At 57.9% G+C, this 15,160-nt stretch carries 11 protein-coding genes; 7 read left to right on the top strand and 4 right to left on the bottom strand.

The features are described 5' to 3' along the window. The first annotated feature begins 361 nt into the window (after positions 1–361). From Pan189_RS11540 to Pan189_RS11555, 4 genes are all read left to right on the top strand, one after another. Positions 362–1,417, top strand: a complete 1,056-nt coding sequence (locus Pan189_RS11540) for a thioredoxin-disulfide reductase (protein WP_310820358.1) — start codon at positions 362–364, stop codon at positions 1,415–1,417. A gap of 83 nt (positions 1,418–1,500) precedes the next feature. Next, on the top strand, positions 1,501–2,637 hold the full coding sequence (locus tag Pan189_RS11545; RefSeq protein ID WP_145364066.1) for a M24 family metallopeptidase: 1,137 nt from the start codon (positions 1,501–1,503) through the stop codon (positions 2,635–2,637). A gap of 2 nt (positions 2,638–2,639) precedes the next feature. After that, the gene (locus tag Pan189_RS11550; RefSeq protein WP_145364067.1) at positions 2,640–3,830 is read left to right on the top strand and encodes an aminotransferase class I/II-fold pyridoxal phosphate-dependent enzyme; all 1,191 of its coding nucleotides are present in this window, start codon (positions 2,640–2,642) and stop codon (positions 3,828–3,830) included. Beyond that, positions 3,827–4,699 (top strand): alpha/beta fold hydrolase, encoded by an 873-nt coding sequence (locus Pan189_RS11555; RefSeq protein ID WP_145364068.1) that lies wholly within the window; start codon positions 3,827–3,829, stop codon positions 4,697–4,699. Before Pan189_RS11550 ends, Pan189_RS11555 begins: the two co-directional genes overlap by 4 nt. Before the next feature lie 43 nt (positions 4,700–4,742). Here the strand turns inward: Pan189_RS11555 and Pan189_RS11560 are convergent, their stop codons facing one another. The 3 genes from Pan189_RS11560 to Pan189_RS11570 all read right to left on the bottom strand — a co-directional run bounded on the left by Pan189_RS11560 (position 4,743) and on the right by Pan189_RS11570 (position 9,151). Next, positions 4,743–6,005, bottom strand: a complete 1,263-nt coding sequence (locus Pan189_RS11560; RefSeq protein WP_145364069.1) for a DEAD/DEAH box helicase — start codon at positions 6,003–6,005, stop codon at positions 4,743–4,745. A 178-nt stretch (positions 6,006–6,183) separates the two neighbouring features. Continuing rightward, on the bottom strand, positions 6,184–8,187 hold the full coding sequence (gene ftsH, locus Pan189_RS11565; RefSeq protein WP_145364070.1) for an ATP-dependent zinc metalloprotease FtsH: 2,004 nt from the start codon (positions 8,185–8,187) through the stop codon (positions 6,184–6,186). A gap of 124 nt (positions 8,188–8,311) precedes the next feature. After that, entirely contained in the window at positions 8,312–9,151 is an 840-nt protein-coding gene (locus Pan189_RS11570; RefSeq protein WP_310820359.1) for a glycosyltransferase family 2 protein, read from the bottom strand. 250 nt (positions 9,152–9,401) lie between these two features. Here Pan189_RS11570 and Pan189_RS11575 point away from each other — a divergent pair, with 250 nt between their 5' ends. The 3 genes from Pan189_RS11575 (at position 9,402) to Pan189_RS11585 (ending at position 14,061) form a co-directional block, all read left to right on the top strand. Beyond that, on the top strand, positions 9,402–10,535 hold the full coding sequence (locus Pan189_RS11575) for an aldose 1-epimerase family protein (RefSeq protein ID WP_145364071.1): 1,134 nt from the start codon (positions 9,402–9,404) through the stop codon (positions 10,533–10,535). Between the two features lie 331 nt (positions 10,536–10,866). After that, positions 10,867–12,870 carry a 30S ribosomal protein S1 gene (gene rpsA, locus Pan189_RS11580; RefSeq protein ID WP_145364072.1) on the top strand — a complete coding sequence of 668 codons (2,004 nt, stop codon included), beginning with the start codon at positions 10,867–10,869 and terminating at the stop codon, positions 12,868–12,870. 351 nt (positions 12,871–13,221) lie between these two features. After that, complete coding sequence (locus Pan189_RS11585; protein ID WP_145364073.1) at positions 13,222–14,061, top strand: sigma-70 family RNA polymerase sigma factor; 840 nt, start codon at positions 13,222–13,224, stop codon at positions 14,059–14,061. A 105-nt stretch (positions 14,062–14,166) separates the two neighbouring features. Here Pan189_RS11585 and Pan189_RS11590 read toward each other — a convergent pair whose 3' ends face one another. After that, the gene (locus tag Pan189_RS11590) at positions 14,167–15,117 is read right to left on the bottom strand and encodes a DUF6999 family protein (RefSeq protein WP_310820360.1); all 951 of its coding nucleotides are present in this window, start codon (positions 15,115–15,117) and stop codon (positions 14,167–14,169) included. Positions 15,118–15,160 lie beyond the last annotated feature (43 nt).

The raw sequence follows: 15,160 nt of genomic DNA on the forward strand, positions 1-15,160 counted from the left end.
TTACGGCAGGGTCACCCAATGTCGTCAGAGATCACTCGGACGCCGATCGGCGCAAACACCTGTCGCACTGTATGTTAGGTAGAAGCACAAATTTGAAAACGGATTAGGCATTGCTTGTGCATGGTAGTTAAGCACCGTTCGGCGGAGTTTGGCCCGCATTCGTCCGAGCGGGATGGGAATGGCGTCTCGAGGATGTTCCTCGAGACGCCTTTTTTTGCGCCATGCCGGAAAACGTCTGACTCTCGCCGACGCAGAGAAGCGCCTGCGGCCGGGCGGTCAGTTGCCGGACTTTCAAGCCCCCGCTATCGTGCCTCAGAGACTTTGGAATGAGCTGACAACGGCGCAAAATACGGAGCGGCACGTGGCAGAACGGGTAGTCATCATCGGATCGGGTCCGGCCGGTTGGGCCGCGGCGATTTATACGTCCCGCGCGCAGTTGAAACCGCTGTGCATCGAAGGGGCTCAGACCCAAGAAAACTACGTGCAAGGCACGTTGCCCTTGGGACAGCTCGCTTTGACGACCGAAGTCGAGAACTATCCCGGTTTTCCCGCGGGCGAGTTGAGCGGTTACCTCTCGAGCTCACTCGACAAGGCCGAGCTGGATCAGGTGCCGGTCCTCGATCATCAAGAGACGGTTACCGGTCCGCAGTTGATGAATCTCATGCGGAAGCAGGCGAAGAATTTCGGCACGAAGGTCATGACCGACGATGTCGTTGACGTCGATTTCTCGGAACGCCCCTTCAAGCTCAAAACGCTCAGCGGAGAAACGGTCGAAGCCGAATCGGTCATCATCGCGACTGGGGCACGGGCCAACTGGCTCGGTTTGGAGTCTGAAAACAAGTTCAAGAACAACGGCGTCTCAGCCTGTGCCGTCTGCGATGGGGCATTACCACGCTTTCGTGAGAATCCACTGGTGGTCGTCGGTGGCGGCGACAGCGCGATGGAAGAAGCGACCTTTCTCACGAAGTACGCGTCGAAGGTCTATATCATCCACCGACGCGAAGAGTTTCGCGCCAGCAAAATCATGGCCGAGCGAGCCCTCAACAATCCGAAGATCGAGGTGAAGTGGAACTCGGAAGTCGAGGAAGTCCTCGGCAGTGATGACAAAGGCGTCACGGGAGTTCGATTGGCAAGCACGGTCGAGGAGGGCAAGACGGAAGAACTCGACGCGACCGGCATGTTCACAGCGATCGGGCACACTCCCAATACCGAGTTCTTAAAAGGTCACGTCGATCTGTCTGAGAGTGGCTACGTCGTGTGGACCAAACCGTTCCGCACGAACACCAACGTTGAAGGTGTTTTCGCCGCCGGGGATGTCGCCGACGACCAATATCGCCAAGCGGTGACCGCGGCCGGCACAGGATGCATGGCGGCCCTTGATGCGGAACGCTGGCTGGCCGCCGAAGGAATTCATTAGCCTCGGCAACGGCATCAAGTCGTTGAATTTGCGATGAGCGTGCGGCTGATTCTTGTAATGAACACTGCCTCAGCGGGTTGATTATGCTGACAAAAGATGGCTGCCTCGAACGTCGAAAACGATTCTGGGACGAAGTCCCCGACGAAGCCGAGTGGGCTCTGATCGCCGACCCGCGGCATTTGAATTACTTGGCAAATTTCTGGGTGCAGCCGCTCAGCTTTTCATTCGGAGAGCGCGGGATTTTGCTCTTGGAACGGGAAGGGCGAGCGACGCTTCTTGCCGATAACTTCGCTTTCCGTTCGGCATCCGCGGAACCGTACGTCGATCGCGAGCAACTGACCTATTGGTACGACCACAAGCATTCGGTCATCAATCGCGATTACGCTTTGTTTGAGGCCGTCAAATCGATCGCGCCGGAGTTGACAGCTCGATCGGGCGTCATTGAATCGACTTGGTTACCCGCCGGCATTGTGCCCTTACTTGAGAGCGCGAACGTTCTGGAGGGTGTCGAAGTCGGGCCGATCTTGCGGACGCTGCGGCGATCAAAGCACGACGATGAAATCGTACTCTTGCGAAAATGCATGGCGGCGGGCGATGCCGGACACGCCAGAGCACGCGAGGTGATTCGACCGGGCGTCTCCGAGCTCGACGTGTACCGCGAGATTCAATCGGCCGCGATCGCCGAGGCGGGGCGAGCCGCTATCGTCTACGGTGACTTTCGCGCGACAAACGCTGCTGAGCCGAAAGCGGGTGGACTGCCGACCGAGTATGTCATCAAAGAAGGCGACCTGTTCATTGTCGACTATTCGGTGATGCTCGACGGTTACCGCAGCGACTTCACGAATACGTACGCCGTGGGTGAGCCAACCCAGCGCCAACAGGAGCTCTTCGATGCCTGTGTCGCCGGTCTGGAGGCGGGTGAGAAAGCGATCGCTGTCGGAGCCAAGTGCGCCGACATTTACCAGACCGTCTCGAAACCGCTTGAAGAAGCGGGCGTTGGTCCGCTGGCCCATCATGCCGGACATGGCCTCGGCATGGGTCACCCCGAACCCCCGATCCTCGTGCCCGAAAGTGTCGACGAACTACTCGAAGGTGACGTCGTCACTTTGGAGCCGGGAGTCTACGTCGAAGGTGTCGGGGGGATGCGCATCGAGCACAATATCCTCGTGACTTCTGACGGCGCAGAGCGGCTCAACGGTCAAACCATCTCGCTGACGTGACGATGCATGTGGCTGAAGCGACTCCTCTCGGGCGAACACCGACGGAACGGCTTGAATCGCTAGCGGCGGCCAATCTGCGTCGTGAGCGCCGCACTGTTCGTCCGATCGATGTTTGCTCCATCGAAATCGACGGGCGAACGCTGCTGAATTTCGGCTCGAACGACTATCTCGGCCTGTCGAAACATCCGGACGTGCTCGAGGCCACAATCGAAGCTGTTCGGACCCACGGTGTCGGTTCGACCGCCAGTGCGTTGATCTGCGGCAGAACCGAATGGCACGAGCGGCTCGAACGCCGGTTGGCCGAGTTCGAAGGCGCCCAATCGGCCGTGCTTTTTCCGACTGGATACGCCGCGAATTTGGGAACGATCGCGGTTCTAGCGGGGGCCGCGGACACCGTTTTTTGCGAGCGCACCAATCACGCCTGCATCATCGACGGTTGCCGGCTTTCGGGAGCTCGACTTCGAGTGTTCCGTCGGGATCGTCTTGATCGGTTAGCCACGGAGTTGGATCGGTCGAAAAGTGGTCGGCTCATCGCGGTCGACGGAATTTTCAGCATGGAAGGTGATGTCGCACCGCTTCGTGAGTTACATGAACTCGCCGTGCGATATGACGCAACGCTTCTGATCGACGAAGCGCACGCGACGGGGATTCTGGGTGAGACGGGTCGCGGCTCATGGGAGTCATGCGGGATTGATGACGATTCGGTCATCCGCATCGGAACCATGAGTAAAGCGCTCGGCGCGTGCGGTGGTTTCGTCGTGGGGCAGACCGACCTGACCGACCTGATCTGGAATACGGCCCGAACACAGATGTTTTCCACAGCATTGCCGCCGGCAGTTTGCGCTGCGGTCGTCACAGCGATCGACGTGATCGCCGCGGAACCGAACCGCAGGTTGCATGTCAGAACATTGAGCAGGCGACTGCGGTCCTGCTTGGCCGACGTGGGGATCGAGACACTCGGCGATCCCGAGATTCCGATCGTTCCGGTGGTCGTCGGCGACCCGAAACGGGTGGTCGAAGCGTCGTCTCAACTTGCAGATCGCGGGTTCTTCGTCCCCGCCATCCGACAACCCACCGTCCCGAGATCAAGCGATCGATTGCGGATGTCCCTCACAGCCGACCACAGCTTTGAAGAGGTCGAGCGGCTCGCAGCGGCGGTTGCTGACGTGGTTTCGAATGGGGGTGCGACGTGAAGCCGACTCGCGACAAACTCGCCGACGAATACCCGTTCGAATCGAATTTTCTCGACATCGACGGGCATCGATTGCACTACGTCGATGAGGGGGAGGGCGAGCCGATCCTCTGCGTACACGGCAACCCGACGTGGAGCTTCGCCTGGCGCCGCATCGTAAAGCGCTTCAGCGATAAGCACCGAGTGATCGCGATCGACCACATCGGCTGCGGATTATCGGACAAACCGCAGGACGCCCCATATACGCTCAGATTTCACATCGACAATCTGAAGCGATTGATCGAGCACCTCGACCTCCGCGGCGCGACGTTGGTCGCTCACGATTGGGGGGGGGCGATTGGCTGCGGAGCAGCGGGAGAACTGCCCGATCGATTTGAGCGCCTGGTATTAATGAATACGGCGGCGTTTCGTTCGCAGCGGATTCCCTTTCGAATCGCGGTTTGCCGGTGGCCCGTCGTCGGCCCGCTTGGAGTCCGCGGCTTGAACTTATTCGCTCGAGCTGCGTTGACGATGGCGGTCGAACGAAAGTCTGACTTCAGTTCCTCGGCCAAAGCGGGGTATCTTGCCCCGTACGATTCGTGGTCGAACCGAGTGGCGATTCAACAGTTCGTCGAAGATATCCCGCTGAAGCCGAACCATCCCAGCTACGGGACGCTGGTCGGCGTCGAGCAGGGGTTGGAGCGGCTCAAGTCGAAGCCGACACTCTTGGTCTGGGGCATGAAAGACTGGTGCTTCTCGCCCTATTTTCTAGACGAATTCGAACGTCGGTTTCCCGACGCCAAAGTCGTTCTGCTCGACGATGTCGGGCACTACGTCTTTGAGGATGCCCCGGAAGAATTGGCGGGAGCAATCGAGGACTTCCTCAATTGACCCTCGCATCGTGGGGCTCATCTCGTCAGTGATGCTGCGCGATTTAAGCGTGCGAATACACTGAGGACTTTGATGACTTCACGCCGGAATACTCGGTCGACTGCTTGTCGTCGACGTGCCCGGCCTTCTTCTGAGCCCGGACCGGTTCGAAGCCGCGTACTTCGTACTGTTCGAGCAGTTTGTTGACCCGCATTTCAATGTTGGTGAGCTGGTCACCCTGATCTCGGCAAACGAAGGTAATTGCGCGCCCCTTCGATGCGGAGGAAAGTCGCCCCGTCCGCCCGATGCGATGCACGTAGTCATCGCAAAATTCCGGGATATCGTAGTTGATGATGTGCGAGACTCCGCTGATGTCGATCCCGCGTCCGACAACGTCGGTCGCAATCAACATCCGCACGCTGCCGGCTCGAAACTCTCGCAGCACGCGGTCTCGCTTCGACTGGGCCAGGTCGCCATGGATCAGTTCAACGCCTTTGAGCTTCCGCATAAATTTCGCACCGAGCGTGTCCGCGCCCCGTTTCGTTCGGGTGAAGACGATGACCTGCTTCGGACGCTCCTGAAGCAACACGCGGGTGAGCGTGTCGAATTTCCGATCGTGATCGACGGTGATGATGAATTGCTCGATCATCTCGGTCGAGACGAGCGCATCTTCAGACATGTCGATCCGCTCGGGGTTCTTCATGAACTTCGCTGCCAGTCCTTCCACTTCATTCGGCATCGTCGCCGAGAGTAGAAGCGTCTGCCGATCGCTGGGGCATTTGCGAAGAATTTTTTCGATGTCGGGGCGGAACCCGATATCGAGCATTCGATCCGCTTCGTCGAGCACGGCGACTTCGACTTTCGACAGGTCGAGTTGTCCGCGGCCAATTAAATCAATAACGCGGCCTGGTGTCCCGATCACAACCTGCGCCCCGGCCTTGAGTGCTTTCACTTGTCGGTCCATTGATCGGCCGCCGACAATGCACGCCGCTTTACAGCGATCGTCGGACAGGCGTTCGAATTCGTTTGCGATCTGCTCGCTGAGTTCGCGTGTCGGCGAGAGCACGATGCCGTGGACGCCTTTTTTCGAAAGGTCCAGTCGTTCGAGCATCGGTAATGCGAACGCAGCAGTTTTTCCGGTGCCTGTGCGTGCTTGGCCGCTGCAGTCGCGTCCGGTCAGGGCGATCGGAATAAACGCCGCCTGAATTTTGCTGGGGGTTTCAAAACCGATTTTTTCCAGCGTTTTCAGAGAGTCAGGGCCGAGCCCGAGTTCTTCAAAGGTAATAGGGGCGTCCGCAGACACGGGCGTCTTGGGGTGATCAGACATTCAATCTCAAAAACAAGAGGGGAGCGCTGCTCGAGCGCTGTTTGGGTCCCGGCGTTATGCGGACCACGAACTACTTGGCAGAAGTGTAGGCTATGCCTACGTTTAACGTCAATGCGACGTGCTTGTCACGACGGTCCGGCGCGATATCGGGGACCGCGTCCGGGCTGTAAGCATCAAATTATACCTTGCCGTTCGTCCTCGCGACGTCCCGCTCACCCAGAAGACTGATCATCTCCTGTTTCCCGATGCTTTCGTGTTCCAGCAACGCATCGGCTACGGCATCAAGTTTGGCATGGTGTTCGTCGAGCAATTGCGTCGCGCGTTCGGAGGCTTCCATCATAAACCGCTGGATTTCCTGATCGACCTGCCGCGCGGTGTCCTCACTGAAGTCGCGGGAGTGCTGCATCTCTTTGCCGAGAAATGGGTGCTCCTCCCCCTGCCGAAAACTGACGGGGCCGATCACATCGCTCATCCCCCAGCGTGCGACCATGCGCCGGGCCAACTGCGTTCCTTTGCGAATGTCATCTTCAGCGCCAGCTGAGGTCTCATCAAAAATCAGCTTCTCAGCTGCACGCCCGCCTAAAATCATGGTCAATTGATCGTGCAGCTTCCGCTCTCCAATATTGTATTGCTCTTCTTCGGGAATGAATTGCGTGAGCCCGAGTGACCGACCTCGAGGTACAATGGTGACCTTGTACACGGGATCGAGCGTCGGCAGCAGCCAGGCGAGCAACGCGTGCCCCGCTTCGTGATACGCGGTCATTCGGCGTTCGTGATCGCCGAGGATGTCTTCACGCTGAGGCCCCATCAACACCTTGTCACGAGCCTCATCGAAGTCGTCCATCTCGACGACCGACTTCTCTTTTCTGGTGGCCAGCAGAGCCGCTTCGTTCACGAGATTGCGGAGTTCGGCGCCTGAAAATCCGATCGTACTCGCCGCGACGGATCCGAGATCGACCGTATCGGCGAGAGGCACTTTGCGGACATGTACTTTCAAAATGCCTTCACGGCCCTTCTTGTTCGGTTTATCAACGGTGATGTGCCGGTCGAATCGTCCGGGACGGAGCAGGGCGGGATCGAGAATATCAGGGCGGTTTGTCGCCGCCATAACGATCACCGTTTCGGACGGCGTAAAGCCGTCCATTTCGCTGAGAATCTGGTTGAGCGTTTGCTCGCGTTCGTCATGCCCGCCCCCCAGACCGGCCCCCCGTTCGCGACCGATCGCATCGACTTCGTCAATAAACAGAATGCAGGGTGCGGCTTCTTTCGCGGTCTTGAACATGTCACGGACCCGGCTTGCCCCGACGCCAACAAACATCTGTATGAACTCGGACCCGTTGATGCTGAAGAATGGCACGCCCGCCTCCCCGGCGGTCGCCCGCGCCAGCAGCGTCTTCCCCGTACCGGGAGACCCCATTAGCAGCACGCCCTTGGGAATCGTCGCGCCGAGGCGTTGGAATTTCGCGGGACTTTTTAAGAAGTCGACGACCTCTTCCAGTTCGGCTTTCGCCTGATCCATTCCGGCAACGTCGTCAAACGACGTTTCGGTCTCGGAGCCTCGAAATCGTTTGGCGGGACTTCGCACGAAATTGCCGAGCATCCCCCCACCCGACATGGGATCCGATGCCCGACGCATCATGAAGATCAGGAACCCGAAAATCAGAAAGGGCACGAGCAGATAAAGCATCACTTGCGTGCCGACGCTCAGTTCCGTGTTATGAGCGGTGACGACCGGCGCATCTTTGCCGGAGTCGTTTGTCATTTTATCGAACAGGTCCGTTTGCTCGAACCCGTTCGGAGCCGTGGCGTAAATCTTCTCCCCTTCGGGTTCTTCGTCGCCAGCGGTCGATGTCTTTTCAGGCTTGAGTTCCGCAGCAACCTGTTTGCCGTAAATATCGATCTTGGCGATTTCGCCCGACCGGTAGAGAGCCAGAAACTCGGACCACGATTTTTCCTCGCCGGGAATTCGATCCCAAGGTCCGAACAGGGCCAGCAGTGCGATCCCCACAAAAGCGGCGACCACAAGGGCGGTACTGACCCCCGAACGCTGGGGCTCGTCGTCCTCCGGTTGCGTGCCGCCTTTCGACTTGCCGTCCGACTGCTTGCCATTCGACTGCTTGCCGGGGGACGGTTGGTCGGAGTTTGGTGGCGGCTGAGAATTTGGCTTCCGAGGGTCGGCCATAATTTGTGAGTCAATTCAGGAAGAGATTAAGTTCAGGAAGAGATCGACCATGCCGCCGGTCTGCTTCGGTGTCGGCTACGATTCGTCGAGCGGCAGGAGTGTGAGTCGAATCGCAGTATTGAAGTCAATCAGCTAGACCGTACCGCACAATGCACCACAGAGCCTTGAATCCGTCGCGGATTCCGATCTTCTTGCCGTCCTCATACGTCCGTCCCGCGTAGCTGACCGAGACTTCGTAGACTCGGAAATTCCTTCTCGCAATCTTTGCGGTGACCTCAGGCTCGAAACCGAACCGGTTCTGCTGCAACGTCGGATGAATGGCTTCAACGACGTCGCGCCGGAACAACTTGTAGCAGGTCTCCATGTCGGTCAGATTGAGGTTGGTAAAGCAGTTGGAGAGCAGCGTCAAAAATTTATTCCCGAGGTAATGCCAAAAGTAGAGCACCCGATGGGCTCGGTCGCCGAGGAACCGGCTTCCATAGACGACATCTGCATCACCGCGAATCATCGGCTCGAGAAGCCGCGGATACTCATCGGGATTATACTCGAGATCGGCATCTTGGATGATAACTGCGTCGCCGGTCGCCTCCATTAGACCCCGTCGCAGCGCCGCTCCCTTACCCTGATTTTTCTCTTGAAAGACGGCTCGGATTCGATTCTTGGGGTCGTCAGCCCCCTCCATTTCCAAAGACCGCATGATTTCGCCGCTTTGGTCTCGGCTGCCATCGTCGACGAGGACGATCTCTTTGGGAATCGGGACACCGCGAACGCGATCGACGATCTCTCGGAGGGTTTCCTGCTCGTTGTAGACAGGAATGACGACCGAAAGCACGAAGTCATTCGGAACGGCATAGAAACCAAGCTGAGAGCAAACGTGCCGCCCGAATGCCGCTTCGGCGGAGCGGTACCAATCGGCGGTGTAGGGTGTTCCGTCAATGGTGGGCAGCATCACATCCGCGGACATTGAGCCGCACTCCTTTACGCTTGAGAGATCTCCCCGCGGACTATAGGAAAATCGCTGGCAATTTTCCGCGCTGCCCTGAGAATCAGTCGTTTTCGAGGGAACCAGACGCCAACGATCAACCGGACTTTCGATCCGGTCATTGATGGTCTCGCCGTATTCGAACGGTCTTCGGTCTTGTAATCGTCTTCTCTCGTGATCCTTCAGTCTCGAACGTCGGTCGCCGTAGCACTCATCTCCAGGAGCCCCCGTCGTGTCTCGCAGAGTCATCTCACTGCACGAATTGACCGAGCCGGTTCATTGGGAAGTCGGCAATTCTCTTTCGTCGATCAGCCGAACGACCCTGACAGGTGGTGTGTCGGAGGGTGTCGAGTTAGTCACGCTGAAGAATCCGTCAATCGAGATATCTGTTATCCCGACGCGCGGAATGGGACTGCTGGGCGGTGCCGCGCTCGGGTATCCGCTGGGCTGGCAATCGCCGGTCCAACGACCGGTTCACCCTTCGTTTGTTGACCTTTCGGCTTCAAACGGACTGGGTTGGCTCACGGGATTTAACGAGTTTCTGTGTCGCTGCGGCATCGGTTGGAACGGCCCGCCGGGAGATGACGATGAAGGGTCCCCGGTGGAGAATCCGCTGACGTTGCACGGTCGGATCGCCAACATCCCCGCCGACAACGTTTCCTTGTTTATTGATGAATCGGACGGTTCGGTCGGGATCACCGGGCAAGTGCGTGAATGCGGCCTATTTGGTACGAATCTGACACTCGAGGTGGAATACCGACTCCCAGCCGAGGAGCCGCGGTTTCACGTGCGCGACGTGATTACGAACGATGCCTCGCGCCCTGCCGAAGTCGAGTTGCTGTATCACATCAATGTCGGGCCGCCGTTCTTGGAAGACGGCTCCGTGATTGCCGTATCGGCCGACGCCGTCGCGCCGCGTGATCCGCGGGCGGCAGAGGGGATCGAAGATTGGTCGAAGTGCGGGCCGCCGGAGTCGGGCTTCGCGGAGCAGGCGTACTATTTCAACACGTCCCGACTTCCGACCGGCCACGCCGCGATGGTGCTCGCCAATCGAAATCGCGACCTTGCGGTTGAGGTCGCGTTCGATCCCGATGTCTTGCCGCACGGGGCGGTTTGGAAGAATACCGCCGCCGTCGAAGACGGATACGTCATCGGATTGGAACCGGCAACCGATTTCCCCAACCACCGGTCCTTCGAACGGGCGGAAGGTCGGCTCAAGTCGATTGCGCCGGGCGAACAACTCGTCACGGAACTGTCGGTGTCTGTCCTGGCGAGTACTGACACGATTCAAAACACAATCGCGGCCGCTGAATCGCTTGAACCGGTCATTCATCGGTCCGCCGGCAATGGATTCTCCCCTTCGTGACGCAAAGGCGCAGAGCAAAGGTTTCGACCGCCGTTGCTCATCGCCGGTACGAAATCCTCCCTATATTGGCTGCCAGTAAAGGCCCCGGTCGTGATCGATGGCCGACGATTTGTTGGAATTTGTTGAAAAATTGACGTGACAGGTGTTTCGACCCCGCTCCGAGGTGGAGACATAACCGCACATTTGCCTATACTCCGCCCCTCGGCGATGCCCATTGTCGGAGACGGACCGCGCGGTCCGCGGGGCTGGCCTCTTCTCTATTGGACTTCGAAGTTCGTCAACGCTGACTCGGAAGCGTTATGAGGACGAACTCGGAGCAACGTGCTACGGAATGGTAGATCGGAATCTGTTTCGGGAATTTCAGATCAATGACGACGACCTCGTCGCAGTCCTCGGCGAGGACTTTGAAGTCCCCGATGAGGTCTATGTCAAAGAGACGGTCGACGTTAACGAAATCGTCACCGGCAAAGTCTTGCGGATCAACGGCGACGAAGTGCTCGTCGACATCGGCTACAAGAGCGAAGGCATCGTTCTACTCGACGAGTGGGACGAAGAGGAAGGGGAGCCTGAACCGGGCGATACGGTCGACGTCCTGCTTGAAGACGTCGCCGACACCCACGGCCTGATTTTACTTTCGAAGCGGAAAGCCGATCGCATCCGCGAATGGGAAGCCGTCACCGCGAAGCACGGCGAAGGCGATGTCGTCGTCGGCGAAGTCCTTCGCAAGATCAAAGGCGGTCTGCTCGTCGATATCGGGGTCAACGTCTTTCTTCCGGCGAGTCAGGTCGACATCCGCCGCCCGCCCGATATCGGTCTGTGGGTAGGCAAAGACATTGAATGTCTGATTCTGAAAGTCGACGAGTCCCGTCGCAACATCGTGGTCAGCCGGCGGAAGCTCATCGAAGAGCGCCGCAAGGAGATGAAGGACAAGCTCCTCACCAAGATCAACGAAGGCGACAAGGTCAAAGGGGTCGTCAAGAATATCGCCGACTTCGGTGCATTCGTGGACCTCGGCGGAATCGACGGTCTGCTGCACATCACCGACATGAGCTGGGGCCGCATTGGTCATCCGACCGAGATGGTCTCGATCGACGAAGAGCTCGAAGTCGTGATCCTCAATATCGATCACGAGAACGAGAAGATTGCACTCGGCCTGAAGCAGAAGTTCCCCAGCCCGTGGGACAACGTCGAGACCAAGTACCCGGTCGAGACCAAGGTCAAAGGCGAAGTCGTCAACGTCATGCCTTACGGTGCCTTCGTGAAGCTGGAGGACGGCATTGAAGGTCTGGTCCACATCAGCGAGATGTCGTGGACGAAGCGGATCAACCACCCGACCGAACTCGTCAACATCGGCGACGAGGTCGAGGTCGTCGTTCTGGGAATCAACAACCAGAAGCAGGAAATTTCGCTGGGGATGAAGCAGACCCAGCCGAACCCGTGGGACGAGGTCGCTGCCAACTACCCGGTCGGCAAAAAGGTGACCGGCGTCGTCCGCAACCTCACCAACTACGGTGCGTTCGTCGAATTGCAGGAAGGCGTCGACGGCCTGCTGCACGTCTCCGATATGTCGTGGACGCGAAAGCTCTCGCACGCCAACGAGATGCTTAAGAAGGGCGACGAAGTCGAGTGTGAGATCCTCAGCGTCGACGAAGAACGTCGACGGATCGCGCTCGGACTCAAGCAGCTCGAAGGTGATCCCTGGGCGACCGACATCCCGACCCGTTACGCGGCCGGATCAATCGTTAAGGGAACGGTCACGAAGATCACCAATTTCGGCGTCTTCGTCGAATTGGAGACCGAACTCGAAGGTCTGCTGCACGTCTCTGAGCTGACCGAAGACAAGGTCGAGAACGCCGAAGAGGTCGTCGAAGTCGGTCAGGAGATCGAAGTCAAGATTCTCCGCGTGGATACGGAAGAGCGGAAAATCGGATTGAGCCGTCGCCTCGACGCCCCAATCGAAGAACTCACTGCGGCCGCCGGCGGCGGTGGTGGTGGCGGAGACGCGAAGACTTCGCAAGAGCTTCGTGGCGGAACCGGTGGAGACAGCGGACCGCTCTTCAGCATGGGCGGCGGCGGTACTGCGACCGAAGAACAGGTAGAGGCTGAAGCGCAGGTTGAAACTGAAGAAGAGGTCGAGACCGAAGCAGTGGATGCCGAGGCGACCTCAACTGAAGAGGAAACCGAGGTCGCCGAAGAACCCGCTGCAGAAGCCGAAGCGGAAGCCGAGACCGAAACGTCGGAAGAGGTCTCAGCAGAATCGGAAGCAGAAGAGGTAGCGGAAGACCCGGCTGACGAAGCTTCAGATGACGGAGCCGAGGACGAAGAAAAGTCCTGAGTGCGGCTACCCAGAGAGCGACTTCTCTGACAGTAATTTGCTGAACTCTGAGCCGGCCCGTCATGACGGGCCGGCTTCTTTTCTGCGCTGCCTGAATCGCCCTACCGTCACAAAGGTCAGATTTTCCGCAGAACCGTCAACATCGCTTAATCAGGACGGATCGCCCCGACCTCCTGCTCGACGCAGACTTTCCAAGTTCCTGCCCTTCGCGCGTGCAGGTTCTGAGCGTATCTCGACGATACGAAGGGCAACGGTCGCCTGAACCCGCTCTCTCGCCGGGCGGACCGAATCTACAGCCCCGCCTCAAAATGAGTCGAATCCATCGTGACGAGCTATCGCATCGATAAGCCCATGACCAAATCGCGCAAGCCTTCGTCGGTCCAAAACCCGCTCGAGACCTACCTGCGTGAGATCAACGAAACCGCCTTGCTCACCGCGCAGGATGAGAAAGACCTCGCGAACCGCATCGCCGAGGGCGACCAAAGCGCCCGCGATCGAATGGTCCGCGCCAACCTGCGGCTCGTCGTGAACATTGCCCGTGCCTACACCGGCAAAGGCCTGCAGTTGCAGGACCTCATCGAGGAAGGCAATCTCGGCTTGCTCCGCGCCGTCGAGGGATTTGATCCCGACATGAATACGCGGTTCTCGACCTACGCGAGCTACTGGATCAAGCAATCGATCAAGCGCGCTCTAGTCAACAGCGCGAAAACGATCCGCATTCCGGCCTACATGGTCGAACTGCTCAGCAAGTGGCGCAAAGCGACGGCCCACCTGCAGGATCAATACAATCGCACCCCGACGCCGGAGGAAGTCGCCCGGTATCTGGAGTTGCCGAAGAAGAAGCTGAAAATCGTCAAGAAGGCGATTCAGCTTTATAACTCAACGCCCGGCCAAGACCAGCAGGATGGAGGCTGGACGCTCGGAGAAATGATCGCCGACGAGCGCACCAGAGGCCCCGAAGACGAACTCGTTAACTCTGACAATATTAAGCACGTCTTCGAGCAGCTTGATCATATGGACGAACGCGAAGCATCGATTCTAAGAATGCGATTCGGCCTCGACGACAGCGAGCCCCGTACGCTTAAAGAGATTGGCGAAATCCTCGGCCTCACCCGAGAACGCGTCCGCCAGATCGAAAGCGAAGCCCTCGGTCGACTTAACCGCAGCCTGAACGGCGAGAAGGTGTTTTAGCGGAATTAGCTGGAACGCCACTTCACGAAACTGACGGCGAGCCATTCTTTGACCCGGACGCATTGAACGCCGCCGACTCTCCTCCGTGGTCTTTATGGACAGTGGTCATTCTGCCAATTGCGGAGCGGCCGATTGTTGGCGAGCCTGTTCACGTTTCTTTTTCACTAAGAACGCGTGCAGGCACTCAGCCGACAAGCCGTGGAGCATCAGTCGATGACCGGTCCCGAGTGTCGACTCAGGGATAATCGGGTGACGGTTGTTGACCAGGCCGAGAAACCTGTGGTCACCGATCAGCGTCGTCGCATAAAGAGATATCGTCTCGTCGAGCTGAAGTGAATTGCTCGCGCGCCAAAAGTCCGCATCGGTTAGAAGCATCTGATATGCGGGCGTGTATATCTCGATGGCTGACTCCAAGTCGAGAAAGTTCAGCCAGCCGTTCGGCAAAGGTTCAATGGGAAACTCGCCATCGGTAATGCAGCTATAGTCGAGTTCCTCCTGGGCTTCGAACTCGAGTTCTTTCTCATTGAGTTGTCGATTGATTTCGATAATGAAATTGTAAATATTTAAGTCGTGTTTAAGGAACACATCCGCCACTAAATCCTTCAACGCGCGAGGCCGGAGCGGACTCAACTCCATATCGACGCCCTTCGTATTATTCGCCACGAATGCCAATAGTTCCGATCCGATATGAAAGTGCCGCATAATTAAGTGATTCGCATACGGCGACACGAAAATCCGAAGTCCGTGATAGATCGAATGGTGCAACAACCAGGATGAATGCACCGCATTGGGAATCAGCGTCTTAACAACTTTAAGCAGGCAAATAGTCAGTCGGCACAACGGGCGAATGAGCGGAAACAGGAACTGCCGCGACCGGGATGACACGTCGACAAGAATACTCGCCTTGGCACATTCGTTGAATGGCACGCTCGTGTCGAGGTAAAGCGCGACCCACGGGTTCGGATCACTCGGATCGTGATCAACATTTTCGAGTCGCCCGATCGCATCGTTCGGGCAGCCTCGATCGTGCGTCACCGTTGTCAATTTTTCGTTCATCTTAAATACCGTGCGAATGATGCTGACGGAGCGCTACTCTGCC

Origin of the sequence: Stratiformator vulcanicus (assembly GCF_007744515.1) — a bacterium.
GTDB lineage: Bacteria > Planctomycetota > Planctomycetia > Planctomycetales > Planctomycetaceae > Stratiformator > Stratiformator vulcanicus.

Bases quoted from the DNA above. Each gene is read 5' to 3' on its own strand.
- Pan189_RS11545 (WP_145364066.1), top strand. From the start codon at position 1,501: ATGCTGACAAAAGATGGCTGCCTCGAACGTCGAAAACGATTCTGGGAC.
- Pan189_RS11550 (WP_145364067.1), top strand. From the start codon at position 2,640: ATGCATGTGGCTGAAGCGACTCCTCTCGGGCGAACACCGACGGAACGG.
- Pan189_RS11560 (WP_145364069.1), bottom strand. From the start codon at position 6,005: ATGTCTGATCACCCCAAGACGCCCGTGTCTGCGGACGCCCCTATTACC.
- ftsH (WP_145364070.1), bottom strand. From the start codon at position 8,187: ATGGCCGACCCTCGGAAGCCAAATTCTCAGCCGCCACCAAACTCCGAC.
- Pan189_RS11570 (WP_310820359.1), bottom strand. From the start codon at position 9,151: ATGTCCGCGGATGTGATGCTGCCCACCATTGACGGAACACCCTACACC.
- rpsA (WP_145364072.1), top strand. From the start codon at position 10,867: ATGGTAGATCGGAATCTGTTTCGGGAATTTCAGATCAATGACGACGAC.
- Pan189_RS11585 (WP_145364073.1), top strand. From the start codon at position 13,222: ATGACCAAATCGCGCAAGCCTTCGTCGGTCCAAAACCCGCTCGAGACC.
- Pan189_RS11590 (WP_310820360.1), bottom strand. From the start codon at position 15,117: ATGAACGAAAAATTGACAACGGTGACGCACGATCGAGGCTGCCCGAAC.